The sequence below is a fragment of the Pseudomonas sp. C11 genome, from assembly GCF_034683865.1.
Lineage (GTDB): Bacteria > Pseudomonadota > Gammaproteobacteria > Pseudomonadales > Pseudomonadaceae > Aquipseudomonas.
Map to the genome: position 1 here is coordinate 44,023 of NZ_JAWIIP010000014.1, position 26,204 is coordinate 70,226.

Consider the following 26,204-nt stretch of genomic DNA (forward strand, 5'->3'; position numbering starts at 1 on the left):
AGGTGGCAACGGTGCGCCTGCAATCAGGCGCGATGGATCAGTGCATCAGGCGAAACGGGGAGGGCGCCAGAGTTCGGAGGGCGCGCGCTCGATCACCGACTGGCTCGGCAATGCCTCGGGGCGGGAAAGGCGCGGGGTGAAGGTCTTGATCACGACTGTCTGCAATAGGCTGGCGGTTTTGCATTCCTGGCCGGATTTGCAGGGAGACTTGTCTGCCAGCCCATCCGTCTGGTCTGTGTAGTCACAGCAGGGAGCGTCGACCATCGCATGCCCCTGATGATCACCGCTCTGCATCGGGCAGGGTTGCACCGGCATGCTGAAAGCCATGCCGCCGAAACTCGGCAGCACAAGGCTGACAATCAGTAGCAGAACCAATCCGATTCGGCGCACGGCAATCCATCACATGGGGGTTCAAACACGACCATAGCAGATAGTTTGGTGTGGTAGTGCAGCTCGGAAGCAGACAAGGGCGCTGCTTTGATCTGCGTCAGAAAGTTGGGCCTGGAAGTCATGGAGTGACAATCATGAAATGCACATCAATTCAGGAGCAGCAAGGCACCTGAAGGTTTTGTTGGCTAATGGCTGCTATTGGTCGGTTTGAGCCAGTGGTATCGGGCCAAAGTCGCCAAAAAAGTATTAAGCGTAAGCCCCTCCAGCGCCTTGTAGCGCTGGAGGGGCTGGATAGGTTTACCGCTGATAGTAGTCAGGATTCAAACCGAGAAACTCCCCCTTACTACCCAGGCAGGATTCGGCGATGCAGTTGCTGCGGTCGCCTTGATAGAACCCCACGTGCTTGGGTAGTTGATCACGGGTGAGTTCTAGCTCCTGGCCGTTGACGGTCAGGGTGCAGGTGTCACTCATGTTGGAGCAGTACAGCTCGGTATTTGCGGAGCCATTGCTGGCTTGTGCTTGCTGCTGGATCTGCTGTTGCTCTGCCAGCGCTTCGGGATGTATGGCCGCAGCGTTGCCACTTTGATCGGCGACCAGTTGATAGCCGCGCTGGATGTAGTAGTGGCCATCAGCGGCGCCCTCGCCGACCACTTCTCCGTAGTTGAGACCTACGATTTCGACGCAGATGCCATCTTTGCAGTAGGCATGAATCAGCACCGAAGCCTGTTCTGCGAAGATCTTACCGGTCTCGTTGTCGCGGAACTTTTGCATGCGCTTGGCGCCGATGTCTTCCGTCTCACCGCAGGTGCGGTACTTCATGCCGAGTGAGGTTTGTTTGAGGTCGGAGCACGGATACTGGTCGGCACCAGCCCATGCGGGATTGACTAGGGCTGCCACAACTGCGGCTATTCCAATTGCTATTGGTTTCATGTGAGCATTCCTTTGATCTGAGGGCTCGTGTTACTTCTTGTATTTGACGACGATGCGGTTATCGATGGGGTACTTGGCGATTTCGTAGTCAGGGTTGAAGGTGGCCAGGTTGTGGGCGGCAATCCCTACGGCAGAGGCCAAGCCGACTACACCGGTGATGCCACCGAAGAAGCTGCCACCGGCAGCGGCGATGCGGCCGAAGGTGTAGATGCGGCACTTCATGCCGGCTGACTCGATCTTGTTCTCTAGGGTGGTGACAGCACTGCCCATGCGTCCGCTGAGGCCAACAACTTCAAAGGACTCCTTGTTGCGGAGCAGCGAAGTCAGTGCTTCGGTGTTCAGTTCTTCGTAAGTGATCTTTTTCATGCGATTCCCTTCTGTGGGTGGGTTCTTGGCTGAATGGGTCGTAAATACCGTGGTCGTTTTGGCAGCATATCTAAACGATTCACGGCATGCCAAGAATCTCCGCGAGTCACGACAAAGACCTAAACCTGGTGCAGCTGGGTACGGCTGTGCGTGCGCGTCGTGCTGGCCAAGGCCTCTCGCAGGAAGCCTTGGCTGATGCGGCTGAGATTGACCGATCCCACATGGGGAAGATCGAGAGGGGGGAGCGCAACGTTACCTTCCTGAACATTGCGCGGATTGCCAAAGCACTTCAGTGCAAGCCATCCGACCTATTGCTCGATGCGGGCCTCTAGCTCTCACTTCCAGCGAGTGCTTCAAGCTTGTTAGCTAGTGAGGATGGTGATTCTCCGGTAGATGTGGCTGTGGTCAGCTGTCTCTCCTCGGGATAGAACTCCTCGGCCATCGCGCCGGCATCTTCGTCACTATCCTCAAAGGCGCCGTTGCTAAAGCCACCCTGTGCTGCGGTGTCCAGCGCTATTTGGTCAAAGCCCGCCTCCTGTCGGGTCTGATCCAACTGCTGGGCCGCTTGCAGGGCTTCTTCCATACTCAGACCGTTTCGGACGGTCAGATCGACGTAGAAGATCGGCGTGCCATGACTCTGCCGAGTCGACTTGCCGCGCAGACGCAGCTCCAGAGGCAGACACGCCAGTCGGTTGCCCGAGATAGCCTGGAAGTAATGCAGTCGAGCGGCGAGGGTGCGGATGCTGTTGAAGCCGGTGGTGCGGAACACGAAGCTGCCCAGCGGATCCTCATCGCCAATGACCACGTTCAGTCGGCCATAGGGTTTGCAGGCACCGCCCTTGGCCAGAGGGCAGGCATCCGGTGACGGGCAGGGCAGTGTCTGCATGCCATCCTGGGTAACCCGTTTGCAGGTCTCGCCATTGCCTACGCAGATGGGCCGCCCGGACTGCCGGTCGAACAGCGTGTAGTCGGCCCTAAAATTCAGCTCCGGCTCGTTGAAAAGAAGGCGTACCGGAATGCTGCGCAACTTGTCGTCCTTACCCTGGCGCAGCTCGTCATTAAGTGGGTGCAGCAGCCAGCCGTCCTTGCCTTGAACCTGCGAGGTGATGGTGAACTGGTCATCCTTCTCCGGCAGGCGCTTACCGTTCTTCTCGATGACCTTGCCGATGGAAATACGCCCGAGCACCGGGGGAGTTATCGCGAGCCCTTTGAGCATGTTGGTTCTCCTGGAAATAAAAAAAAGGCCAGCCACGCAGCGCGAACTGCATGGGCTGGCCAAGGGGAGGGATGGGTGAAAGAGATAGAGGTCAGCCGACCAGGAAACGTCGTGCCCCTGGCTTCAGCAGTGGGTACTTGGCTTGCAGGTAGGGCTTGTCCTGGAGCAACTGAGCGACATCGAGACCGAAGCTATCCTTGGCCTTGCGCCAACTGACGTAGCCGCTGGAGAACTCCGCCCGACTGGCATCGCCCATGGCCTGCTGCAGCATCTGCTTCAGTTCAGCCTCGCGCTTCTCTTTGTCGGCAATCGACTGACGCACGGCCTTGAGCTCGATGAAGGCCGCGGTCAGTCCTGCATGACTGCGGAAGTCGACAACCTGACCGTTGTCCTCCGGGTAGAGGCAGCGCAATGCCGCTTCAGCAGAGGTTGTGCCATCGGCCGGCGGTGGCGTGTCGGTCTCCACGTAGTGCCAGAACTTGCGCTCCAGTTCGATCAGGCGAGCAATCATCTGCTCGTCCCGTTCGATACGGTGAATCTCCAGTGTCTGGCCACCGAGCAACACGGCTACATCTGCGGCCTGCTTGCCGGTAACGGCGAGCTGATGCATCACCTGCAGCTGCACGTACTCCGGTACGCCTTCCTTCCATAGGCGTGCGCCAGTCAGACCGGCCGTTTTGCACTCCAGCACCTGAACATCATCTGCGCCGATCACCTCGCGGTCGATGTTGGCCAGCATCCAGGGTAGTTCCGGATCCGGGTGCTGCAGCACGGCGTTGATGCGCCGTACCTTGTGCTTGGTGCGCTTGCTGTAGTGCCAGGCCACGATGGGCTCCAGCACATTGCCCCAGTACATCGGGCTTTTCTCATCGTGCGGATCGGCCTTGGGCATGCCGGAATCGCGGCCGGTCTTCTCCAGCCAAAGTTCGAGCTGCGACTTGTACGGATTCAATCCCACGGCAGACGCGGCATCCGAACTGCCGATGCCCTGCTTGCGGATCTGCAGCCAGTCTTCGCGCGGCAGCTCCTTGGTGCTGACCAGGCGCAGGGCAGGGCGTTTCTTGCTGGTGCTGCCGTTCAATGACGTTGCTTTCATGCTGTTCACCTGCAGACATAAAAACGCCCGGCCAGCACAAGGCTGACCGGGCGCGAGGGTTGATTTGAGTGAGGGTTAAGCGGCGAGCTGCAGCGCGGCATCCAGGGCGCGTTGCTTGATCTGCGCGCCCTGGCCGAACCAGGCAGAGTCCATGCGGTACTCGTTGCTGCGCGCACGGCGCTCGTGGTCGACATACTCGGTCACGGCGTTGAGCAGGCCCCAGGCGGTGCCGCGTGCCGAGTCCAGCTGGCTACCGCGACCACGGCCTTCGTACAGCTCCTGAACCTTGCGCAGGGCGCGCTCGTTGGGCAGTTGCTCCGGCAGCGCACCGGTCGGGCTGGTTTCGCACAGCACGTTCATGAAGAAGCCCAGCGCCTCATGCCACTGCACTTTGCGCTCGGCCAGCACGCGCATGCGGTACATAAAGTCGTCCCATTGCGAGACGGCGAGGCCGAGCTGCTTCTTCACCGCCTTCGGATCGAAGCGGGTGTTGTGCGGCACCTTGATCGCCCGGCTGCTGCCGTCCAGGGCGATAGTCAGGGTGTTGTTGCAGACCACCCTTACAGTGGTTGGCGTGGCCGTGGTGGCCAGGGTGCCGTCGCAGGAGGTAGCAAGCAGCAGGTACCCGTTCACCTGGTCATTGCCCTTGAGCGCGGCGCCTTGTCCGGTACGCGCCAGCGCCCAGAACTTGCGTCCGCCCTTGAGCACACCAGCTGTTTCCAGCTCGTAGCCGGAGACCTCGGTCAGATCACGGTAGAACTCCAGCACCTCGCGAGGTTGCACTGTGTGATAGCGATTGGAGACCACAGACAGCGGAGCTTTGGTGTCGGAGCGGAACAGCACCTTCTGTTCGGGGAAGGAGTGGATGGCGCCCAGATGGCCAACAGAGTCCGATTTGAAATGCACGGGGCTTTCGAGGATCTGCCAGTCCATGCCGGCTTCACGTTGCCAGACTTCGATGGGTTGTTTCTGAGTGAGCTGATTGCCCAGGCCGTGCCACGGGGTAGCGCCAGCGTAGGCCATGGTTTCGACGAGATGAGCCATGAATGTTCTCCTTTTCAGGGATGCAGGCATAAGCGCCACGCAGATGCGCGGCGGGCCTGAGATGTATTGAGGTGGTAAGGGAAGTGGGCGTTAGCCCTGAGTAAAGCGCTGGTTGAAGCGGTAGCCGCAATCGAGGCAGAGGTTGTTAGCCAGGACGTGGCGATCCAGGCAGCGGCCGAGTTCGGCACCGAGTGCGCAGCCACCCACGCCACCGGCTAGGCCCCCGAGTACAGCACCCGAGATGGCCCCGAGAATTGAACCGGCAGGCCCGGCAACCAGGCCAACCGAAGCTCCTGCTTGGCCACCTGCCAGAGCGCCGCAGGCGCCGCGAAGAGCGCCGCCAACCGTACCAACCGTAGCTCCGACCCTGAGGGCAGAATGAAGTGACGCAATACGTCTGGACTGACAGCTAGGACACTGCAATGACATGGTTTGAGCTCCATGGTGGGTAGGTTCAGTGCAGTGATATATGGTTGAGATTTTTTTGATTCGAATAGGTTGCCTGGCTGGGCCGGCTAGAGGCGGAGTGCTTACATGATTTTCCGCAAGGTGACCAGGGTTGGCGTCTGAGCAAAATGGGCAAACATCTCCCGCTCTCATAAGGCCTAGCCGAGGTTCAATGTTGAGTGTGGTAATGGGGTTCTTACAATGAAATAAGCTCCATTTCAGAGGTATGATTGCCCCATTGAGGACAAGGTGAAGAAAAATGGCGCAAGCTGATACGTTGGTTGCACTGATGAAAGCAGCCAGCAGCGGTGACCATCAGTCGTTCCGTAGATCGGCCGAGGTGCTGATTCAGGAGGAGCGGAGCAAAGGACATCGCATTCTGGCTGATCGACTGGCAAAAGCCTTGCAGGCTACTCCTGGTCCAGGTTCCTTCTTTCAGTCGAATACGCAGGTCGCTAAGCACCTCTCCGTCAATGGAGCGACGCAAAAGGATTTGGTTACTGAAACCACGCCCGAACGTCCTTTGGGTAGCTTAATGCTCTCCGAGAACATCTATCAGCAGTTGCGGGAATTGATTGAGGAACACCTGCGCTCTGAGCTTCTGCACGCTCATGGGTTGAGCCCGAGGCACCGCATTCTGTTGGCTGGGCCGCCCGGAAATGGCAAGACATCACTCGCCGAAGCGCTAGCTTTTGAATTGATGGTGCCCTTAATCGTGGTGCGTTATGAATCATTAATTGGTAGCTATCTAGGAGAAACATCAGGCAGATTGAAGGCGATGCTTGATTACGCTAGAACAAGGCGTTGTGTGCTGTTCTTCGATGAGTTTGAAACCTTAGGAAAGGAGCGTGGCGATACCCATGAGACTGGTGAGATCAAGCGGGTTGTCAGTTCGCTACTCCTACAGCTTGATGATTTGCCTGACTATGTGGTTGTTGTGGCAGCCAGTAACCATCCAGAGTTATTAGATCGCGCGGTATGGCGTCGGTTTCAATTGCGCCTTGAACTTCCTGTACCCACTCGCTCTCAGCTTACGGCATTTGTTTCCAGCTTTAGCCAGCGCAGTAAGGTCAATTTTGGTCTGGCTGCCGAGACCATTGCTAAGCGACTGCTGGGCTTAAGCTTTTCTGAGGTTGAAGAGTTCTGCGTGGGGGTAATGCGCAAGGCTGTGCTGGATCAAAAAACAGAGAACGCTAAAGTCATTACTCTTTCAAAACTTGAGCAATGGAAAAGTCGTTTGACCCCGGCAGTTAAAAAAGAATTAGCTGACTAAAACCCAAGGAGGGGGATTATGCCTGAGTACTTGCCGCTACTGGTTTTTCCTGAGAAACGGATACTTGCCCCTGACAAAGGAAAAGGCTTTCCGGTTGGCTTGCCAAAAGTACCAGGCCGTAGCATCCAAGTTCCACGTGTCGGCCTGCAACTTGAAAAAGTCGGGGAAGATTTTGCGCGATATCAAGCGAGTCTGAGTGGTGCGCTTGCTGGGCTTGAGCCTGAGATGGTTCTAGTCGTGGAGATCGTTGGGCGTATCGACGAGTTCAAACAGGCCGTCGAGGCAGCTGGACTGGAGTGGCTGGGCGAAACCGATCTTGATGAACTGAAAGCCGAGGATGACGGCTTCTATGAGCTGGATGCGGCGGGTAACCGAATCGAAAAATCTTTGAGTGGGCGCATGTTTCTGGCTATGAGCAATATGGCTGGGTTGCGTGAAATTCTCTCGCTGTGGGAACAATGGAAATCGACAGGCCAGGTGCCCTATGGAAAGGGAAAGTGGAAGACTGTATTTGAGCAACTGAATGTACTTCGCAGATGGGGTGTCGAAGAAACGCTTTTTGAAACAGGAATGATCGACCTGTGGCGGGATCTTGTCGATCCTATACAGCCTGATAAGGCAATTACCTTTCAGATAGAGTTTTTTTACCGGAAAAGCGAGGAAAAGCGCCGGCAGAACGAGCTGCTACTAGGGCGGCTGCTCGAAGAGTTGGGCGGGAAAGTGTTGGCGCGCTTTCTGGATATACCCGAAATTGCATTCCATGCCGTAAAGGCTGAGCTTCCAGCAGGAGCAATCCAAGCTTTGCTGAGGCAGATTGATTCCCCTGAGGCGAGTATCGATATTGCCCTCTTTAAGTTTCCCAGCATCATGTACTTCCGCCCGACTGGGCAATGCCTCGCTGTATCTGACGATGGTGAGGGGGAGCCAGGTGTCTTCCCTCAGGGTACAAGCGAGCTTGAGCCAGTAGCAGCTCTTCTCGATGGTGCGCCGCTGCAGTTGCATGAGGCCTTGCAGAATAGACTGCTTGTGGATGATGTTTTTGATTTAGAGGCCAGCTACCAACCAGGCGAGCGCAAGCATGGTACAGCCATGGCTTCACTGATCCTACATGGTGACCGCAGCGATCCGAATGCTGAGCCATTAGGCAGGAGGTTGTACTGCGTCCCAGTAATGCAGCCTGACCACCAAACACCTGAGCATGATGAGCACATGCCGGAGGATGTTTTTTTCGAAGATCGTATTCATATTGCAGTTCGGCGAATGTTCGAGGTGTCTGATAGCAGTGCTCCTCAGGCCCCCTTGGTAAAGGTAATTAATCTTTCTATTGGGGATACGGCGCGTGTCTTCATTCATACCCCAAGTCCGTGGGCTCGGTTGTTAGATTGGCTCTCTTACAAATATAGAGTCTTGTTCTGTGTCAGCTCTGGGAATTATTGCGAAGATATTAATCTTGGGCTTAATCAGCAGCAGTTCTCGGCGCTTCCTGATGAGGAAAAAATCAACGTTACGCTAAAAGCGGTGGCGGGGAATTTGTCTTCAAGGCGGCTGTTTTCTCCGGCTGAATCATTGAATGCAATTACAGTCGGTGCCGTGCACGCGGATGACTCGGGTGATTATCGAGTGTTTGGGCAGAGGGTAGATATACTGCCCTCCCAAACGTTGTTTAGTCCTATCATGCGGCTGGGGTTTGGTTTCAGGCGTTCCATTAAGCCGGAAATATTAATGCCTGGTGGGCGGCAGCTATACAGCGCGCCGATGCTGGATAGTTCGCATGTATATCGAATTGATAATTCGGCCCTGGGGCCTGGGCAAAAAGTAGCTTGCGACAGCAAGCAACAGGGTGATCTGTCGCGGGAGAGATTTACTCGTGGCACGAGTAATGCGACTGCTCTTGCGACTCGTAGCGCTATCCGTATTTATGACATGCTGGATAGGCTCCGTATCGAAGGAAAAGAAGATATCCCTGAGTCTTTAATGTCGGTTTTGATAAAGGCATTGTTGGTCCACGGCGCAAAGCAGGATAACAGCGCTAAGCAGCAAATCGAGTTGGCGCTAAAAGATTCGAAGAATTCTCGCCAGTTCAAACAGGTAGTTGCACGCTATCTCGGCTATGGTTCGGTGGACATTGAGCGTGTGCTGACATGTACAGCACAGAGAGCCACGGTACTGGGCTGTGGGGAGATCCATGAGGGCGAGGTGCATGAGTATGTGTTCCCCATTCCCTTGGCATTATCGGCGCAGAAGGTTTGGCGGCGTTTGGTCGTTACTCTGGCGTGGCTGACGCCCATCAATCCAGATCATCGTAACCTTCGGGAAGCCAAGTTGACGTTGGAGCCTGGTGGCGGCAACTGGTCCAGCCAAACTCTCAGACTTGAGCGCCAAGACAGTGATCATAATCAGGTCGAGCGAGGCACCGTGCAGCATGAGGTGCTTGAGGGTAAAAGTCAGCTAGATGCTTTTCAGGATGGCGAAAACCTCAGGATACGCGTTGTTTGCAAGAAAGACGCGACAACTCACCTAGATGCTGCAATTCCTTACGGCTTAGCTGTCACGTTGGAGGCGAAGGAAGACATTCCGATCTACCTACAGGTTCGCGCCAGGATTCAACAGACGGTACGCGTTGCGGCACCTAGGGTGTGAGTCTAACGGTGAGCTGCCGGTAGCAGCTCTCTGGGAATGTTCACCCAGCGAGGCCCTCATCGCTCGGTGATCCGCGAGAGGGCTTTTCGAACAATCTTGCATGTCGGCCCATTGCTGCTCGTTTTGGCGGAGGGTTGCCCAGGTCGTCTGATCGTCAGCGTATCGAAACAACCTTGCTGTCTCGATTTTCCTTGATCGCCGATATCGACAGATTTCCGATAGCTGCCTTTTGGATGTGCTCGCTCCACCAGGCCATCATTGGGCGCCTGCGCTCGATGTAGTCTGCACGGTTGTAGGCGCTGCGGACCTCATCCTTGTCGACGTGAGCAAGCGCTACTTCGATCAGTTCAGAGTCCCAGCCATGCTCGTTGAGAATGGTGCTGGCTATTGAGCGCATGCCGTGGCTGACCAAGCGGCCTTCGAAACCCATGCGCTTCAGCGCCATGTTGGCGGTCTGACTGTTGCAGTGGGTGCGAGGGTTCCTGTCTGCAGGGAAAACGTATTCACGGTGGCCGCTGTAGGGCTTGATTGCTTCCAGCAATGCGAGAGCCTGTTCTGTGAGCGGAATCATGTGCGTGCGGCGTTTCTTCATCCGCTCAGCTGGGATCGTCCAGATTTTCTTTTCGAAGTCGATGTCTGCCCAGCGAGTAGTCGCCGCCTCTGCTGGTCGGGTCATGGTGTGAAGCTGCCATTCGATCAGGCAGCGAGTCGTTCTTTTGATGCTGGCATTGGCAACTGCCACCATGAGCTCGCTGAGCTCATCGGGAGGCAGTGCTGCCATGTTTTTCTTTTTCGGTTTCTTGAAGACAGAGCGGATGCCGCTAAGCGGGTTGGCATGGATCAGTCCCGAGTTGACCCCGTAGGTCATGATCTCGTTGAGCCGTTGCGTCAGCCGTTTAACGGTCTCCAGGCTGCCCTTGGTTTCGAGCGGGCGAAGCAGGTTGATGACCTGTGGTGCATTGATGGCTGAGATCGGGGTCGTACCTAAGTCCGGGAAAACGTGCAGCGTCAGTGAGCGCCAGATGTCCTCGGCGTAGGCCTGTGTCACGGAGTCTTTTTTCAGCTCATACCAGGCGGTAGCTACGTTCTGAAACGTGTGTTCGGTTGCAGCCCTCTTGGCTTGCTTAAGATTGTCCCGCTCTTCTTTGGGGTCGATGCCGGTGGCAAGAAGCTCCCTTGCTTCAACGGTCATTTTCCTTGCCTGGGCAAGTGATAGCTCAGGGTATGCACCAAGCCCCATGTTGATGCGCTTCTTGGTTACTGGGTGGTAATAGTTGAAATTCCATAGCTTAGAGCCATTGCTTCTCACTCGCATTTGTAATCCGTCGCCATCGACCAGGATGTAATCCTTTTCCTTGGGCTTGGCGGCTTTGAGCTTGAGCTCAGAAAGGCGAGAGGCTTGAGCGCACATTGGTATTCCATGAGAGGTTTTGGTATTCCAAAAATTACCACCTACATGCTTGGAATACCATTTGGAATACCGGGTTTCGCGGATCCAGTCGGACGCTATCGGATCGTGATAACGCTGAAAGCCCCGTACTTGCTGGATTTCAGGCACAAAAAAAGACGTCCGAGGACGTCTTTAGATGGTTATTTGGTGGAGCCGGGGGGATTTGAACCCCCGTCCGCCAGTTCTCCACTGTTGGTACTACATGCTTAGCCGTGTCTATTGAGTTAACCCTCAGCCGCCCGACGGGCAGGGTGCATTGGGCGAGTTGTGTAAGTTTTAGCCACTTCGTCCACAACGTACTACGCGGCGATCCTGTTCTGCATGACAATCACTTCAGGTTTACAGGCATCCCCTAGTGATCGCTGGAGCCGAAGCTACCAGAAGGACTAGTCGCGCCGCTTACGCAGCGAGAGCGTAGCCCTCGTAGTTTTCGTCATTGGCAACTATAGAAAGTTGCAACAGTTGATTTACGACTTCTGTTACCAAGTCGGCATGCACCTCGAGCTTCGCTACCGGCGTCGAATCCTAATCGACCCCAAAACCTTGGCGTAAAGCTAGGACACGGAGTTTACGGCAAAGGTTCCATCGCGTCGACTGCGTATTCGGTTCAGTGAGGCTATGATGGCCCCGCCTGCCCGGGATGGGCCATTGGATAGGAGTCGTCATGCCGAGTAGCCGTTATCCCCTGCGTCAGTGGATTTGGCGAGCTTTCGTGCAGAGTGCGTTGATCCCGCTGGTTCTGGTGGAGTCGGTGTTGATCGCGGTGTACCTGCTGAGCAACCAGGCGATTCGTGACGAGCAGGTGGCGCATCTGCAGCAAACCGCCGTGCGTGATCTGGCCAGCGCCGCGCAGCGTGAGGCGCAGATCATCGACGGGCGTCTGCGTTCCATCGAGGTGCAGGTTCAGGTCTTTCGCGATGCTGTGCAGCGCGCGTTGCTCGATACCCGTTTCCGCCCGGATGACACGGAGTTGCAGCGCTACGCCACCACGTCTTCGGGCGTCTTTTATTCGCGCAGTGATGATGGCCGTGCGGCGTCTTTCTATGCCAATACCACGCCATTGGATAAGCAGGATCACGCCAAGGTGATGCGGCTCTCGCAGGTCGACCCCTTGATGCGTTCGATCCATCAGGCCAACCCGTTGGTGGCGGCGCTCTATTTCAACAGTTGGGACAGCTACAACCGGATTTATCCCTGGTTCGAAACGCCGGCGCAGTATCCCCATGACATGGTGATACCGGATTACAACTTCTATTACCTGGCCGATGCCAAGCACAACCCGCAGCGCAAGCTGGTCTGGACCGATGTCTACCTCGACCCCGCCGGGCAGGGCTGGATGATGTCGGCCATTGCCCCGGTGTACCGCAAGGATTTTCTCGAAGGCGTGGTGGGTTTCGATATTACCGTCGATCAGGTACTGGGCGAGATCGACGAGCTGAACGTGCCCTGGCACGGCTACGCCATGCTGGTCAGCCACGACAACCGGATCATGGCGCTGCCGGCGGCGGGTGAGCTGGATTTCGGCCTGCGCGAGCTGACGCAGTATTCCTATGAAGAGGCCGTGCGCCGTGAGGTGCTCAAGCCAGAGGATTTCAGCCTGTTGCAGCGCAAGGGGATGGAGCCTCTGCTGGCAACGATGAACGAGGGTACAGGTACCGTACAAGAGGTGCTGTTGGGTGGCCGCAAGCAATTGGTTGCCTGGAGCGTCATCCCGCAGACCGGCTGGCGGCTGATGCTGGTGGTGGACGAGGAACAGATATTCCGTGACACCAATCAGTTGGCCGCGCGCTACCAGCAGATTGGCTACTTGCTGATTGCCGGCCTGTTGTTCTTCTATCTGCTGTTTTTCGCCGGCATGTGGTGGCGTTCGCGTCAGCTCAGCGAGCAGTTGGCGCGGCCGATCAATGGCGTCGTCGACATGGCCGGCAGTCTCGGTCAGGGCGAGTATCCACCGAATGCGCCGCAGAGCCACATTCGCGAGGTCAGCGAGTTGGCCGAAGCCGTGCAGCAGGCCGCTTTGCAGTTGCAGACCAGCGAGCGCCAGCGCCAGGACACTTACGATCTGCTGCAACTGGTGCTGGACAACACCACCGAAAGTCTCTGGCAGATCGACGCTCAAGCCCTGACCATCGAGCTGAGCGAGCGCTTCGTGCGGCGCTTCGGCCTCGGCGCCAGCCTGATTACCCTGAGCGAGTTCAACCAGCGCGTGCATCCGGACGATGTCGAGCGTCTGCGTCATCTGCGCAAGCTGTTCGCCGAGCAAGGCGAGGAGTATTTCGACGCCGAGTACCGTTACCTCGACCGTCATGGCGAGTATGTCTGGTTGCTCAGCCGCGGACGTCTGCTGGAGCGCGATGCCACTGGCTGGCCACGGCGGATCGCCGGTACGCACGTGGATATCACCCGGCTCAAGCAGGTGCAGGAGGAGTTGCGCCATGCCAGCCTCGAAGCGCACGCGGCGAGCCAGGCCAAGAGCCGCTTCCTGTCGAGCATGAGCCATGAGCTGCGCACACCGCTCAATGCCATCCATGGTTTCGCCCAACTGATCGAACTGGAAACGCAGGACAAGGCCGACGCCCATCAGGAAGCCGATTATGCCCGCGAGATCGTTCATGCCAGTCGCCACCTGACGTCACTGGTGGACGACATCCTCGACCTTTCCAGCATCGAGAGCCGGCGTCAGCAATTGCAACTGCAAGCCATCGAGATTGGGGCGCTGCTCAATGGCTGTGCCGAGCTGGTGCAACCTGAAGTCCAGCAACGCCGGCTGCAGCTGCAGGTGATGGCCGCGGCCGAGCCATCTCTCTACGTGCAGGGCGACCCGCGCCGGGTGCGGCAGATCCTGCTCAACCTGCTGTCCAACGCTATCAAGTACAACAGCCCGCAGGGCATGATCCGCATGGGCTATGAGGTTCGTGCCGACTGCGTGCGGCTGTGGGTTGACGATACCGGCCCTGGCCTATCTGCCGAGCAGCAGGCCCAGCTGTTCCAGCCCTTCCAGCGTCTGGGGCGGGAGAGTTCCAACATTCCCGGCACGGGGATCGGGCTGGTGCTGTGCCGCGAGTTGGCCAGCCTGATGGAAGGCGAGATTGGCGTGCGCAGCGAAGAGGGTGTGGGCAGCCGTTTCTGGCTCGACCTGCCCAGTGCTGCCAGCCCAGAGGACGACCGGCCGAACGAGGCTCTGGAAGAGGTGCAGCCGGCTCGTAGCCTGGTGCCGGTGCTGTGCGTGGAGGATCACCCGGCGTGCATGCGGGTGTTGCAGGAATCGCTGCGTGAGTTCGCCGACGTGCGTGGCGTCAGTTCGAGGCAGAGTGCCCTGGCTGAGCTGCACCTGCAGACGCCAGCGCTGGTGCTGCTGGATATCGACCTGCCCGATGGCAGCGGCCTGGATGTGCTGGATGCCATGCGCAACGAGCCGCGCTTGCGCGACGTGCCGGTCATGGTGATCAGTGCCGTGGCCGATACCCGCCTGTTCGAGGAAGCCCGGGCGCGTGGCGCAGACGTCTGCCTGAGCAAACCCGTGGATCTGCAGGCGTTGCGCCAGGCGGCCCTGGGATTGATCTACAGCGGCTTCTGAACCGCCGGCGTTACTCGCTGGCGGACAGCAGGTCGAGCGCCTCGCCCAGCACGCGGGCCGATTCGGCATGATCGCCAGCCTTGTGCAGGGCCTCGCCTTCGGCACGCAATTCCTTGACCTTGGCCACGACCTCGGGATCGCTGGGCGGATCGTTCTGCAGCATCTCATCGATCTTGGCCATGTCCTGCGGGCAGTGCATGGCCCATAGCGGCAGACTGATCAGTGCGGCAGCGAGAAACACGAATAGACGGCGCATGACGGTTCTCCGAACGGACGGTGGAGATTGCAGTATAGGAGGGCTTCTGCGCGGCGAGCGCCGTGACACGTCCTCATGCCAGCGGGCCTGCGTTGGCAGGCGCTACGTCAGTAGTGATACCAGCGCAGCTCCAGCTTCACCTCGTTGACCGGGCTGGCCAGTTGGCTGAATTCGCGCTGGGCGCTCAGGCGCAGGCCGAGGTTGCGTGACACTTCCCATTGCTGGTTGAGCGACAAGCGCCGGCGGACTTCGCCGTTGTGGAAGTAGTCGCCTGCGGCTTCCAGGGTCAGGTTGCCCACCGGGTTGCGCCAAAGTAGTCCAGTGTTGAAGCCCAGGGCGGGGGAGATCACGGAGGCGAAGTCTTCGTTGTACTCCAGGCGTGTGGTGCCGAGGGCGAAGCCGAGCAGTTCGTCGTCGAGTTGCCAACTGGCACCGGCGCCACCGCTGATATGCGCGACCAGCGGGGTGTCTCCATCCTTGCCGAGTACCCGTTCCAGCCCGCCGCCGACTTGCCAGGACAACGGCTGCAATAGAGCGTTGCGCGGCGTCAGCGAGCGGATGTTGGCCAAGTCCAGGCGTTGCACTTGCCAGTGGTTGTTCTCGTACTGGCGCAGCTTGAGCTGGAGGATTTCGATCTGCGCACCCAGCGGGAAACCGTCGAGGTTGTCGTTGAGGTCGTGGTACGCCATACGCAGGCTGTACTCGGCGAAGGCACGGTCGTCACGGCTGCCACCGGCCAGTTGCCAGGTGCGCGATTGATGGCCTTCCTCGGGCAAAGGCGGGCGCTCGATATCCAGTGACGGCGGCGGGTTGCGACTGATCGCGCCGAGCAGTTGGAAGCTGCGTTGCGCCGTGACGCTGCGTTCGTTGTCGTTGGCCTGGTAGCGCACCAGGCGGAAGGCGGCGTCCTGGATCAGCGCGCGGCGCTCGCTGGGCAGGGCGGTGAAAGCGGCACCCTGCAACTGCGCCGGATCTTCGCTCAGGCGCAATACCCAGGCCTGTTCGTCGGCATCCAGCGGCTCGGCGCGGGCCAGCAGCTCGCGCTCACGGGAGGGGCGATAGTCGATGCGCTCGATCAGCCCGGCATCCTTGACCGCACGCACGGTGTCGGTGGGGATGGCGGTGAGCGGGAAGTGTTCGGTCAGCTCGACGCCGGGGTGGGCAATCTCCAGCAGCTCCAGCAGGCGGTAGGAGCAGTTCTCATCGAAGAAGAAGTAGTCGAAGCGGATCTGCTTGAGCTCCCAGACATGCTCGACCATGCGCCGGGTTTCCTCGGGCGTCAGGTTCAGCCGGTACTCCCACAGGTCACGGTTTTCCAGGCGGCTGTATTCGCTGAGCTTGTCGTGGTAGGGCACCAGCGCGAACAGGCCGGGGTAGCCGCCCATCAGGCCACGCCAGGCGTAGAGGATGCTGTTGTCGTCGCCTTCGATGAAGGCGCCGAAGTTCAGCGCGTAGCTGAGCAGGGCGGTGTTGTGGCTGTCGATGTCGGCTTGGTCGATGCGCAGCAGGGTGTGGCCGAACATCGACGACGGGCTGTTCAGGTAGGCGGCCGGGAACACCAGCACGGCGCTGTTCGGGTTGACGTCGGCCATCCACGCCCGGTACTCGGCGCAGTCCGGCGTGGGCAGATCGGTCAGTTGCAGTTGCGCCTTGAGCCAGCGGGTGCGCGCCGGATAGATACATTGGGGATGGCGGTCACCCAGGTCGGCAGGCTGGTACAGCGCTTTTACCGTGGCGGCGAGTTCGGCCGCGGGATCGTGAGCGCCGTTCTCGGCGAGGAAGAAGTCATCGTCGTCGACATAGCTGCGCCAACCGCCGAGCTTGCCGGTTTCGTAGTGGCCGAGGGCGATCCAGTAGGGATCGAGGGCCAGTTCGGCCAGGCGCTGGGGCGAGGCGGCATGAAGGGGAAGGCTGCAGCACAGGGCGAGGATGGCGACTATCCGATTCAAGGACGCGGCTCTTCTTGATGCGGGCGATGGCCGAGCTTTGGCCAGGTGTGCGATGAGTGTCAAGGCAGCAGAGAAAAGCCTTTCGTGCAAGTACTGACGGGTGTCAGTGATGGCTAATGTTGGGCGTCGCACACTGCGGGTTCTTCGTACTCAGTGAGATTGTTCATGAGCCACCGTGATGTGCTGGATGCCATGCTGGATGATTACGCGACCCGTGCCGAGGCGATTCGCCGTGACCTGGCGCGCAGTCACTCGGCGGACTTCGCCGAGCAGGCGCAGCAGCGGCAGAACGACGAAGTGCTGCAGGCTCTGCTGGCCGAGGCCGAACATGGCCTGCTGCTGGTACGCCAGGCGCAGCAGCGCCTGGCCGAGGGGCGCTATGGCGAGTGCCTGTGCTGCGGCGAGCCGATCGAGGCGGCGCGCCTGGCCGCCATGCCGGCTGCCGAGTACTGCCTGGGGTGTGCCGAGTTCAACTGAGCGGTTGCTCGACTTCTTCCAGCAGGCGGCGCGCTGCGGAATCGGCGGCATCGATGTATGGCTGCAGAACGCTGGCGGCGCCCGCCCGAGTGAAGGCCTCCAGGTCGCCTTCGCGGAACGCGCTGAGGGTCACGCTGCCACGGAAACCGGCATGGCGCGCGGCGCGTAGCAGCAAGGCATTCACTTCGCGTTGCGGAATGGTGCTGACCAGGGCGCGGGCCTGCTGCAGAGGCAGGTGGGCGATGAAGTCGCCATCCTCGGCATCCCCGTAGCACACGCTCAGCCCCGCCTGGCGAGCGTTGGCCAGCGCCTGTGGGTCGAAGTCCACACCGAGAACGCGCAGGCCGCCGTCTTGCAGGCGATGGGCCAACTGGCGGCCATAGCGCCCCAGGCCATAGACGATGACTTCCGGCTGGGTCTGGTCGGGTGCATTGTCCTCGGCATTCTCGCGGTGGGCGACGCGCCGCTCGAAGATGCTGAGCCAGGGCGAAAGGCGCTCGAACAGTGGCTGCGAGTAGAGAATCATGTAGGTGGACAGGGTGATGGTGATGATCCCCACCAGGGTGGTCAGCCCCAGTGCTGCGCCGCCAACGTGGCCCAGGCTGATGCCCATGGCGACGAAGATGATGGAGAACTCGCTGATCTGCGCTACCGTCAGCCCGGCCATGAAGCCGGTGCGTTTGCGGTAACCCATCGCACCCATGATGGCCATGACGATCAACGGATTGCCGATCAGCACGAACAGCGACAGCAGCACGGCGCTACCGATCTGCTGATGCAGATAGGAGAAATCCAGTTGAATGCCCAGGTGCAGGAAGAAGAACAGCAGGAGAAAGTCGCGCAGGCTGCTCAGGCGGCTGGCGATGGCCTCGCGCAGCGGCGTGGAAGCCAGGCAGAAGCCGGCGATGAAGGCCCCCAGCTCCTTGGACAGGCCCAGCGCCTCGGCGCCGCCGGCCAGCAGCGTGCCCCAGGCCACCGCCACCAGCATCAGCAACTCCGGCGAGCGGGCCATCGGCGCCAGCAGGCGGGGCAGGGCGAAGCGTACCAGCAGGTAGAGCAGCGCCAAGCTGGCCAGCAGGGCGCCAATCAGCGTTAGAGGTGACAACCCGGGCTTGCCATTGGCCGGCTGGTACAGGCTGATCATCAGCATCGCCAGCACCACGGCGATGTCCTGCACGATGAGAAAACCCATGGCGATGCGCCCATGCAGGGAGTCGATCTCGCCTTTGTCCGACAGCAGCTTGACGATGATGATGGTGCTGGAAAAGGTCAGGGCCACGGCTACATAGCCGGCGCTCATCCAGTCCAGGCCCAGCAGGCGGCACAACGCCAGCCCGGCGAGGATGGTGAAGCTCAACTGGCCGAGGCCAGTGGCCAGGGCAACGGCGCCCAGGGTGCGCACCAGGTGCATGTCCAGCTTGAGGCCGACGACGAACAGCAGCACGGTGATGCCGATTTCCGCCAGCAGGCTGATCGAGCTGTGATCACCGGCCAGATTCATTACCGCCGGCCCGGCGAGAATGCCCACCAGGATGTAGGCGATGATCAGAGGCTGGCGCAACCTCACGGCGAGCATGCCCAGCACGGCCGACAGGCTGAGCAGGGCGGCGATTTCCTGAAAGGCACTCATAGGCAAGTCTCCTGGCGCTGGGGCTGCCTGTCGTGGGTGCAGGCTCGATGGCGGATCGTCTGGCAGATTATCCCAGCCCCGTTTTTGTGCATTGCCGTGAATCAAACCTTGATCGCCATTGCGCCACAGGCCCAGAATCACCCCATGTTTTTGCGGAATTTTCCGCTCGCTATAAGGATTGCCAATGTCCAAGCGTAGCCTCGATGCTTTGCGCCTTGCCCCCGAGTCACTGACCCGCCCCTTCGCTCCCGAGCAGTTCAACTTCACCAGCACCGATGAACTCGAACCCTTCCGCGGCGTGCTGGGCCAGTCGCGCGCCGTCGAGGCGCTGCAGTTCGGCGTGGCCATGCCGCGCCCCGGTTACAACGTATTCGTCATGGGCGAGCCCGGCACCGGGCGTTTCTCCTTCGTGCAGCGTTACCTCAAGGCCGAAGCCAAGCGCATGGAGACGCCGGCCGACCGTGTCTACGTCAATCACTTCGACGAGCCGCGCGAGCCGCGCGCGCTGGAGCTGCCGGCCGGCACGGCAACGGCCTTCATCGCCGATGTCAGCCAGTTGATCGACAACCTGCTGGCCACCTTCCCGGCGGTGTTCGAGACGCCGACCTACCAGCAGAAGAAGAGCGCCATCGACCGCACCTTCAACAAGCGCTATGACCAGGCGCTGGATGTGATCGAGCGTCTGTCGCTGGAGAAGGGCATTGCCCTGTACCGCGACAGTACCAACATCGCCTTCACTCCGATGGCCGACGGCAAGGCGCTGGATGAAGCCGAGTTCGCCCAGTTGCCGGAGGCCGAGCGCGAACGCTTCCATGCCGATATCGCCGCGCTGGAAGAGCGCCTCAACGAGGAACTGGCCAGCCTGCCGCTGTGGAAGCGCGAATCGAGCAACCAGCTGCGTCAGCTCAACGAGGAAACCATCACCGTCGCTCTGCAGCCGCTGCTGGCGCCGCTGTCGGAAAAATACGCGGAGAACGCCGGAGTCTGCGCCTACCTGCAAGCCATGCAGGTCAACCTGCTGAAAACAGCAGTCGAGCAACTGGTGGACGTCGACAAGGCCGATCCGCAACTGCGTAAGCTGCTTGAGGAAATCTACTGCCCGAGCCTGGTGGTCGGTCACCATGCCAACGGCGGCGCGCCGGTGGTGTTCGAGTCGCACCCGACCTATGACAACCTGTTCGGCCGCATCGAGTACAACTCCGACCAGGGCGCGCTGTACACCAGCTATCGCCAACTGCGCCCGGGTGCGCTGCACCGTGCCAATGGCGGTTATCTGGTGGTCGAAGCGGAAAAACTGCTCAGCGAACCCTTCGTCTGGGAAGCGCTCAAACGCGCCCTGCATTCGCGCCAGTTGAAGATGGAGTCGCCATTGGGCGATCTCGGCCGCATCGCCACGGTGACCCTCAACCCGCAGGTCATCCCGCTTCAACTGAAGGTCATCATCATCGGCTCGCGTCAGCTCTACTACGCGCTGCAGGATGCCGATCCGGACTTCCAGGAAATGTTCCGTGTGCTGGTCGACTTCGACGAGGACATCCCGCTCGCTGACGAGAGCCTGGAGCAATTCGCTCAGTTGATGAAGACGCGCACCTCGGAAGAGGGCATGGCGCCGCTCACCGGTGCCGCCGTGGCGCGCCTGGCTACCTACAGCGCACGCCTTGCCGAACATCAGGGGCGCTTGTCGGCACGTATCGGCGACCTGTTCCAACTGGTCAGCGAAGCGGACTTCATCCGTCAGCTGGCGGGTGAGACCCTCACTGATGTCGGTCATATCGAGCGTGCGCTCAAGGCCAAGGCGACCCGCACCGGGCGTGTCTCGGCGCGCATCATCGACGACATGCTGGCTGGCATCATCCTCATCGACACCAGTGGCGCTGCCGTCGGCAAGTGCAACGGGCTGACCGTGCTGGAAGTGGGCGATTCGGCCTTTGGCGTGCCGGCGCGGATTTCCGCCACTGTCTACCCAGGCGGCAGCGGCATCGTCGACATCGAGCGCGAGGTCAGCCTCGGCCAGTCGATCCACTCCAAGGGCGTGATGATCCTCACCGGCTTCCTCGGCAGCCGCTACGCCCAGGAATTCCCCCTGGAGATTTCCGCGAGCATCGCACTGGAGCAGTCCTACGGTTATGTCGATGGCGACAGCGCCTCGCTGGGTGAGGTGTGCACGCTGATCTCGGCACTGTCGCGCACGCCGCTCAAGCAGTGCTTCGCCATCACCGGCTCGATCAACCAGTTCGGCGAGGTGCAGGCGGTCGGCGGGGTCAACGAGAAGATCGAAGGCTTCTTCCGCCTGTGCGAGGCGCGTGGCCTGAGCGGCGAGCAGGGGGTGATCATCCCGCACTCCAATGTCGCCAACCTGATGCTCGACGAGCGTGTCCTGCAGGCAGTGCGTGCCGGCCAGTTCAACGTCTATGCCGTGCGTCATGTTGACGAGGCGCTGAGCCTGCTGGTCGGCGAGCCGGCTGGGCATCCGGACGAGAAGGGGCGCTTCCCCAAGGGCAGCGTCAACGCTCGGGTGGTCGAGCGCCTGCGCGATATCGCCGCGATCGGCCTGGAAGAGGAGAGCAAGCCGGCTGAGCCAAAGGAAACGCCCCCCGCCGAGGCGAGCAAGGCGGCTCGTGCGCCACGTCGCAAGAAGACTGACGGCGAGGCGAGCTGATCAGTTCTTGCGCGACCGCCGTGCAGGCACTGCGGTAGGCGCACCGGACAGCTTGCTCACCTGTCATCAACAGAGTTATCCACAGCTTTCGTGGATAACTTTGGCTTCCCAGCTCAGCCGCTCGGGGTGTAGGCTGGATGCTGAATTTCGCGAGGGTCGCCGCCATGTCGCGCAGCCTCTGCCTTACCCGACACTGTCTGGGGCTTGTCACCCGTATCGAATGCGTGATCAGGCCATTGGCAGGTGATCGCGGGCTTTGGACATTGATCTGTGCAGCCGGCATGGCCGGCGCGCAGCCCTCGGCCATCAAGGCACAAGGCCCGTTCTTCGGGCCTCTCGTCGCTGAAGAAGTGCTGGCTGCCATCGTCCAGAGCCTGGCGTTGCAGGGCTATGCCGAATGCACCGAGCCGCCGATCTGGAGCCTGCACCTGCAGGCCGAGCTGCGCCGCCTGAACGACTCGCAGCGGCGCCATCCGGGCCAGTACCGCTTCCGCCCCGATACCGACGGGCAAAGCTGAGGGCGCGCCTGGTCTGGCGCATACGGGCTGTTTTCACTGGGGTTATCCACAATCCGTGCAGCGCTTTGTGCGGCCGGTGTGGCTGGGTATACTCGCCGCCATTTCCGATCCCTCAGTGAGACCTTCATGGAACGCTTTATCGAAAATGCGATGTATGCCTCGCGCTGGTTGCTGGCACCCATCTACTTCGGCCTGTCGCTGGCGGTTCTGGCGCTTTCTCTGAAATTCTTTCAGGAGCTTTACCACATCCTGCCGCAGATATTTTCCCTTGCTGAAGCGGATGTAATCCTCAAGCTGCTGTCGTTGATCGACATGGCCTTAGTTGGCGGCTTGTTGGTGATGGTGATGCTCTCGGGCTACGAGAACTTCGTTTCGCGCCTGGATATCCATGATGACACTGAGAAGCTCAGTTGGCTGGGCAAGATGGATTCCAGCTCGCTGAAAATGAAGGTGGCGGCGTCCATCGTGGCGATTTCCTCCATCCACCTGCTGAAAGTGTTCATGGATGCCAAGAACTATGACCTCAAGTACCTCCAGTGGTACGTCATCATCCACCTGACCTTCGTTGGATCGGCTTTTGCCATGGGTTACCTGGACAAGCTGACCAAGCACGATCACTGATCCGCTCACCGTGTTGCCGAACCGCCCGGCCGTTGGAAAACGGACGGGCGGTTTTCATTTGGGCCTTGTGCTTTCTCTATCTTGTACAAAAATTGTCTTTGTAGAGGTTTTTGTATAATTTTGCGCGAGACGAGGAGAACCCATGAATCTGTACGATCTTTCCGTGCACGCCCTGGCTGGGCGCATCGACGAACTCAACCTGATTTCCCTGGAGGGTGGCATCTACCTGCTCGAGGCGCGGATGGAAGGCCGTGCCCACCCGGTGCGCGACGAGCAGGGCAGTACCTTGCACCTACGCTCGGTCGAACACGCCCGCGACGTGCTGCAGGAAATGCCGACGCTGCCGTTCTTCCTGGTGCACAGCTCGGTGCATGATGAAATGTGTGGCATGCCCTCGGCTGACAACAGCCTGCGCGTGCCCATCGCCTTTCGTTCCGGCTGGTGACGGCAGCGTTCATTCCGGGCGGGGCGCTGCAAGGTCGTACCCTGGCCGTTGTCGAGGTGAAAACCACGGGGGCGCATCCGCTGCGTGATGCCGTCTGGGAACTGGCGATCATCCAGGTCGACGCGCAGGGTGGCGTCGAGGCGCGCCTGCACTGGCTGTTCGAGCCCCCCGTGGCCTTGCCGAGCAAGTTGCTGGCGCTGACCGGGCTGCATCCTCTGGAGTTGCGCGGTCTGCCAGGCATCGACGCTGCAGGTGAGGCGATTGCCGCCGCGCTGAAAGGACGCGTGCTGGTCGGGCACAACCTGCGTTTCTCACTGGCTTTCCTGCGCCGTGCCTTGGCCGACTGGAAGGCACTGCGTCCGGTACAGCTCTGTACCCTGCGTCTGGCCAGAACGGCATTGCCCGATATCGCCGACCAAGGCTTCGATGCGCTCTGTGAGCATTTCGGCATCGTCCGCTTCTTCCGTCATCGCGCCGTACCCGATGCCGAGGCGACCCTGCTCCTGGCCCAGCATCTGCTCGCACGGGTGCCGGCCAGTGCGCTGAGCAGTCAGCTGCGTAGCGCCGCTCGGCCACCCTTGCTACCCAGCGAGCGTTTCGCCGGCCTGCCTGAGAGGCCCGGCGTCTATTACTTCCTCGGTGACAGCGGCGCCCACCTGTACGTGGGCAAGAGCCGCAACCTGCGCCAGCGGGTGACGTCGCACTTCCAGAACGACCACCGTGACCGGCGCAGCCTGCATATGGTGCAGCAGATCCGCGATGTGCAGGTGCAACCCACCGCTGGCGAGTTGGGCGCGCTGTTGCTCGAGTCGGCGGAAATCAAACGCCTGCAGCCGTTGTACAACCGGCGCCTGCGCAAGCAGCGCGAACTGCTGACCTGGGCGCTGAGCGAGGCGGGCGGTGAATGGCGCAATGAGCTGCTGCCGCATCGCGCGTTGCTGCCTGGTACCCGGCATGTGGGGTTGTTCCGCTCGCGTCATCACGCACGGCAATGGTTGCTGGAGCAGGCACGTGAGCGCCGTCTGTGCCTGCGGGTGCTGGGGCTTGAGGAGGGCGACGGTGCCTGCTTCGCCTACCAGCTGGGTCGCTGCGCTGGCGCCTGTTGTGGCATGGAGTCGCGTCAGGCGCACGATGCGCGTTTGCTCCAAGGTGCCGAACGGCTGCAGACCCAGGCCTGGCCCTGGCGTGGGCCGGTTGCCCTGGTCGAGCGCGACGCGCGGCACGATCTCGTGCAGTGGCATGTGCTCGACCAGTGGCGCTACCTGGGCAGCGTGGAATGCCTCGATCAGGCCAATGCCTTGCTGGCCGAAGGCCGGGGCGGTTTCGACCGCGACACTTACCACATCCTGCTCGGCCACCTGCGCCGTCATCCGCACATGGAGGTCGCTCTGCTGTGAACGTACGCCGTCTGATTCTGATTCTCGGTGACCAACTCAGCCTGGGCCTCGGCGCCCTGGCTGATGTCGACCCCGCGCGCGATCACCTGCTGCTGGCCGAGGTGATGGAGGAGGCCAGCCATGTGCCGCATCATCCGAAGAAGATCGCCCTGATTTTCAGCGCCATGCGCCATTTCGCCGAGGCTCTGCGTGAGCAGGGTCTGCAGGTGCACTACGTGAAGCTGGACGATCCTGCCAACAGCGGCTCGCTGCCGGGTGAGCTGCAGCGCTGGACGCAGCAGTTGAACCCGGCCGAGGTGCACCTGACCGAGTGTGGCGACTGGCGCCTGGAGCAGGCGCTGCGCCATTGCGGCGTGGCGATCCAGTGGCACCCGGACACGCGCTTTCTCTGCTCGCGCGAAGCCTTCGCTGCCTGGGCGCAGGGGCGCAAGCAATTGCGCATGGAGTTCTTCTACCGCGAGATGCGCCGCGCCAGCGGCCTGCTGCTGAACCCGGATGGCAGCCCCGAAGGTGGGGCCTGGAACTTCGATGCCGACAACCGCAAGGCCTTGCCCAAGGGCGTACGGCCGCCTGCAGCGCTGCGCACCGAGCCGGACGCCATCACTGCCGAGGTGCTGGCGTTGGTCGCGCAGCGTTTCGCCGATCATTACGGCCGTCTGGACGGCTTCGATTACCCGGTGACCGCTGCACAGGCCGAGCGCCTCTGGCAGCATTTCCTCGCTCACGGCCTGGCCGATTTCGGTGATTACCAGGACGCCATGGCCGATGACGAGCCGTTTCTTTTTCATTCACGCATCAGCGCCGCGCTGAACATCGGCCTGCTCGACATGCGCCGGCTGTGCAGCGACGTGGAGGCGGCCTATCGCAAGGGCGAGGTGCCGCTGAATGCGGCCGAGGGCTTCATCCGCCAGTTGATCGGCTGGCGCGAGTACGTACGCGGCATCTACTGGCTGCGCATGCCGGAGTACGCCGAGGGCAATACCTTCGGCAATTCGCGGGTGCTGCCGTCGTTCTACTGGACGGGGCAGACGCGCATGAACTGCATGCGCCAGGCCATCGGCCAGACTCTGGAGCACGCCTACGCGCACCATATCCAGCGGCTGATGGTCACCGGCAACTTCGCCCTGCTTGCCGGTATTGCGCCCAAGGCCATCTGCGACTGGTACTTGGCCGTGTACATGGATGCCTTCGACTGGGTGGAGCTGCCCAATACCCTGGGCATGGTGATGCACGCCGATGGCGGTTACCTGGGCTCCAAGCCCTACTGCGCCAGCGGTCAGTACATCAAGCGCATGTCCAACCATTGCCAGGGTTGCAGTTACAAGGTGAGTGAAAGCACCGGCGAGTCGGCCTGTCCGTTCAACTCACTGTATTGGCATTTTCTGATGCGCCACCGCGAGCGCCTGGAGCGCAACCCGCGTATCGGCATGGTCTACCGCAACCTGGCGCGCATGAGCGAGGCCAAGCAGCAGGCGTTGTGGGATTGGGGCGAGCGTTTGCTGGCACGGCTCGATGCCGGGGAGAGACTGTGAAGAAGAGCCAGTTGCCGGTGAAGACCTGCCTGGTCTGTGGCCTGCCCTTCACTTGGCGCAAGAAGTGGGCGCGCTGTTGGGAGGAGGTGCGCTACTGCTCCGAGCGTTGTCGGCGAGGGCGTAACGCCCTATAGATCCAGACTGTCGCCGCTGAAGCGCCTGCCACGGAGCGTGCATCTCCTGCGGCTGTGGGAGGGGCTTTAGCCGCGACAGGCTTGGCACCTTGCCGTGACCTCGCGCCCGGCTTCTGTGCTAGTCTGGCCGGCCTTTTTGCAGCCCCTAGCGGAGCCT

Annotated in this window: 23 protein-coding genes and 1 other RNA gene; 12 read left to right on the plus strand and 12 right to left on the minus strand. The window is 60.4% G+C overall.

What is annotated here, in order from left to right; genetic code table 11:
• Positions 1–45: 45 nt before the first annotated feature.
• From VC352_RS20350 to VC352_RS20360, 3 genes are all read right to left on the minus strand, one after another.
• The gene (locus VC352_RS20350; protein WP_322981328.1) at positions 46–390 is read right to left on the minus strand and encodes a hypothetical protein; all 345 of its coding nucleotides are present in this window, start codon (positions 388–390) and stop codon (positions 46–48) included.
• A gap of 297 nt (positions 391–687) precedes the next feature.
• Entirely contained in the window at positions 688–1,320 is a 633-nt protein-coding gene (locus VC352_RS20355; RefSeq protein WP_322981329.1) for a hypothetical protein, read from the minus strand.
• Between the two features lie 30 nt (positions 1,321–1,350).
• The gene (locus tag VC352_RS20360; protein ID WP_322981330.1) at positions 1,351–1,686 is read right to left on the minus strand and encodes a hypothetical protein; all 336 of its coding nucleotides are present in this window, start codon (positions 1,684–1,686) and stop codon (positions 1,351–1,353) included.
• Between the two features lie 86 nt (positions 1,687–1,772).
• Between VC352_RS20360 and VC352_RS20365 the strand changes: the two genes are divergently transcribed.
• Positions 1,773–2,018 carry a helix-turn-helix transcriptional regulator gene (locus VC352_RS20365; protein WP_322981331.1) on the plus strand — a complete coding sequence of 82 codons (246 nt, stop codon included), beginning with the start codon at positions 1,773–1,775 and terminating at the stop codon, positions 2,016–2,018.
• On the opposite strand, the gene VC352_RS20370 is transcribed toward VC352_RS20365, so the two are convergent.
• From VC352_RS20370 to VC352_RS20385, 4 genes are all read right to left on the minus strand, one after another.
• A complete protein-coding gene (locus tag VC352_RS20370) occupies positions 2,015–2,902 on the minus strand; it encodes a hydrolase or metal-binding protein (protein WP_322981332.1) in 888 nt (295 codons plus the stop codon). The two genes, VC352_RS20365 and VC352_RS20370, sit on opposite strands and share 4 nt — an antisense overlap.
• A 91-nt stretch (positions 2,903–2,993) precedes the next feature.
• A complete protein-coding gene (locus VC352_RS20375; protein ID WP_322981333.1) occupies positions 2,994–3,998 on the minus strand; it encodes a lambda-exonuclease family protein in 1,005 nt (334 codons plus the stop codon).
• 75 nt (positions 3,999–4,073) lie between these two features.
• Entirely contained in the window at positions 4,074–5,042 is a 969-nt protein-coding gene (locus tag VC352_RS20380; RefSeq protein ID WP_322981334.1) for a DUF932 domain-containing protein, read from the minus strand.
• Between the two features lie 90 nt (positions 5,043–5,132).
• A complete protein-coding gene (locus VC352_RS20385) occupies positions 5,133–5,471 on the minus strand; it encodes a hypothetical protein (RefSeq protein ID WP_322981335.1) in 339 nt (112 codons plus the stop codon).
• Between the two features lie 277 nt (positions 5,472–5,748).
• On the opposite strand from VC352_RS20385, the gene VC352_RS20390 reads away from it, so the two are divergent.
• The gene (locus VC352_RS20390) at positions 5,749–6,762 is read left to right on the plus strand and encodes an ATP-binding protein (RefSeq protein WP_322981336.1); all 1,014 of its coding nucleotides are present in this window, start codon (positions 5,749–5,751) and stop codon (positions 6,760–6,762) included.
• Between the two features lie 18 nt (positions 6,763–6,780).
• A complete protein-coding gene (locus VC352_RS20395) occupies positions 6,781–9,402 on the plus strand; it encodes a S8 family peptidase (RefSeq protein WP_322981337.1) in 2,622 nt (873 codons plus the stop codon).
• A gap of 154 nt (positions 9,403–9,556) precedes the next feature.
• Here VC352_RS20395 and VC352_RS20400 read toward each other — a convergent pair whose 3' ends face one another.
• Both VC352_RS20400 and ssrA read right to left on the minus strand, forming a co-directional pair.
• Positions 9,557–10,813: an integrase domain-containing protein gene (locus tag VC352_RS20400; RefSeq protein WP_322981405.1), complete on the minus strand. Its 1,257-nt coding sequence runs from the start codon at positions 10,811–10,813 to the stop codon at positions 9,557–9,559.
• A gap of 184 nt (positions 10,814–10,997) precedes the next feature.
• Positions 10,998–11,389: a transfer-messenger RNA gene (gene ssrA / locus VC352_RS20405) on the minus strand.
• A gap of 127 nt (positions 11,390–11,516) precedes the next feature.
• Between ssrA and VC352_RS20410 the strand changes: the two genes are divergently transcribed.
• Positions 11,517–14,429 carry an ATP-binding protein gene (locus tag VC352_RS20410; RefSeq protein ID WP_322981338.1) on the plus strand — a complete coding sequence of 971 codons (2,913 nt, stop codon included), beginning with the start codon at positions 11,517–11,519 and terminating at the stop codon, positions 14,427–14,429.
• A 10-nt stretch (positions 14,430–14,439) separates the two neighbouring features.
• Here the strand turns inward: VC352_RS20410 and VC352_RS20415 are convergent, their stop codons facing one another.
• Positions 14,440–14,685, minus strand: coding sequence for a hypothetical protein (locus tag VC352_RS20415; protein WP_322981339.1), 246 nt, complete (start codon positions 14,683–14,685; stop codon positions 14,440–14,442).
• Between the two features lie 107 nt (positions 14,686–14,792).
• Positions 14,793–16,634 (minus strand): DUF4105 domain-containing protein, encoded by a 1,842-nt coding sequence (locus VC352_RS20420; protein ID WP_322981340.1) that lies wholly within the window; start codon positions 16,632–16,634, stop codon positions 14,793–14,795.
• Between the two features lie 165 nt (positions 16,635–16,799).
• Between VC352_RS20420 and VC352_RS20425 the strand changes: the two genes are divergently transcribed.
• Positions 16,800–17,111, plus strand: a complete 312-nt coding sequence (locus VC352_RS20425; protein WP_322981341.1) for a TraR/DksA C4-type zinc finger protein — start codon at positions 16,800–16,802, stop codon at positions 17,109–17,111.
• On the opposite strand, the gene VC352_RS20430 is transcribed toward VC352_RS20425, so the two are convergent.
• Positions 17,104–18,741: a cation:proton antiporter family protein gene (locus VC352_RS20430; protein WP_322981342.1), complete on the minus strand. Its 1,638-nt coding sequence runs from the start codon at positions 18,739–18,741 to the stop codon at positions 17,104–17,106. The genes VC352_RS20425 and VC352_RS20430 overlap by 8 nt on opposite strands.
• A 184-nt stretch (positions 18,742–18,925) precedes the next feature.
• On the opposite strand from VC352_RS20430, the gene VC352_RS20435 reads away from it, so the two are divergent.
• From VC352_RS20435 to VC352_RS20465, 7 genes are all read left to right on the plus strand, one after another.
• Positions 18,926–21,400 carry a Lon protease family protein gene (locus tag VC352_RS20435; RefSeq protein WP_322981343.1) on the plus strand — a complete coding sequence of 825 codons (2,475 nt, stop codon included), beginning with the start codon at positions 18,926–18,928 and terminating at the stop codon, positions 21,398–21,400.
• Between the two features lie 164 nt (positions 21,401–21,564).
• Positions 21,565–21,918 carry a hypothetical protein gene (locus VC352_RS20440; RefSeq protein WP_322981344.1) on the plus strand — a complete coding sequence of 118 codons (354 nt, stop codon included), beginning with the start codon at positions 21,565–21,567 and terminating at the stop codon, positions 21,916–21,918.
• A gap of 126 nt (positions 21,919–22,044) precedes the next feature.
• Positions 22,045–22,539, plus strand: a complete 495-nt coding sequence (locus VC352_RS20445; protein ID WP_322981345.1) for a TIGR00645 family protein — start codon at positions 22,045–22,047, stop codon at positions 22,537–22,539.
• 142 nt (positions 22,540–22,681) lie between these two features.
• Entirely contained in the window at positions 22,682–22,984 is a 303-nt protein-coding gene (locus VC352_RS20450) for a DUF6482 family protein (protein ID WP_322981346.1), read from the plus strand.
• Complete coding sequence (locus tag VC352_RS20455; RefSeq protein ID WP_322981347.1) at positions 22,981–24,381, plus strand: 3'-5' exonuclease family protein; 1,401 nt, start codon at positions 22,981–22,983, stop codon at positions 24,379–24,381. Before VC352_RS20450 ends, VC352_RS20455 begins: the two co-directional genes overlap by 4 nt.
• A complete protein-coding gene (locus VC352_RS20460; RefSeq protein WP_322981348.1) occupies positions 24,378–25,913 on the plus strand; it encodes a cryptochrome/photolyase family protein in 1,536 nt (511 codons plus the stop codon). Before VC352_RS20455 ends, VC352_RS20460 begins: the two co-directional genes overlap by 4 nt.
• The gene (locus tag VC352_RS20465) at positions 25,910–26,047 is read left to right on the plus strand and encodes a DUF2256 domain-containing protein (RefSeq protein ID WP_268181897.1); all 138 of its coding nucleotides are present in this window, start codon (positions 25,910–25,912) and stop codon (positions 26,045–26,047) included. Before VC352_RS20460 ends, VC352_RS20465 begins: the two co-directional genes overlap by 4 nt.
• The last annotated feature ends 157 nt before the right edge of the window (positions 26,048–26,204 follow it).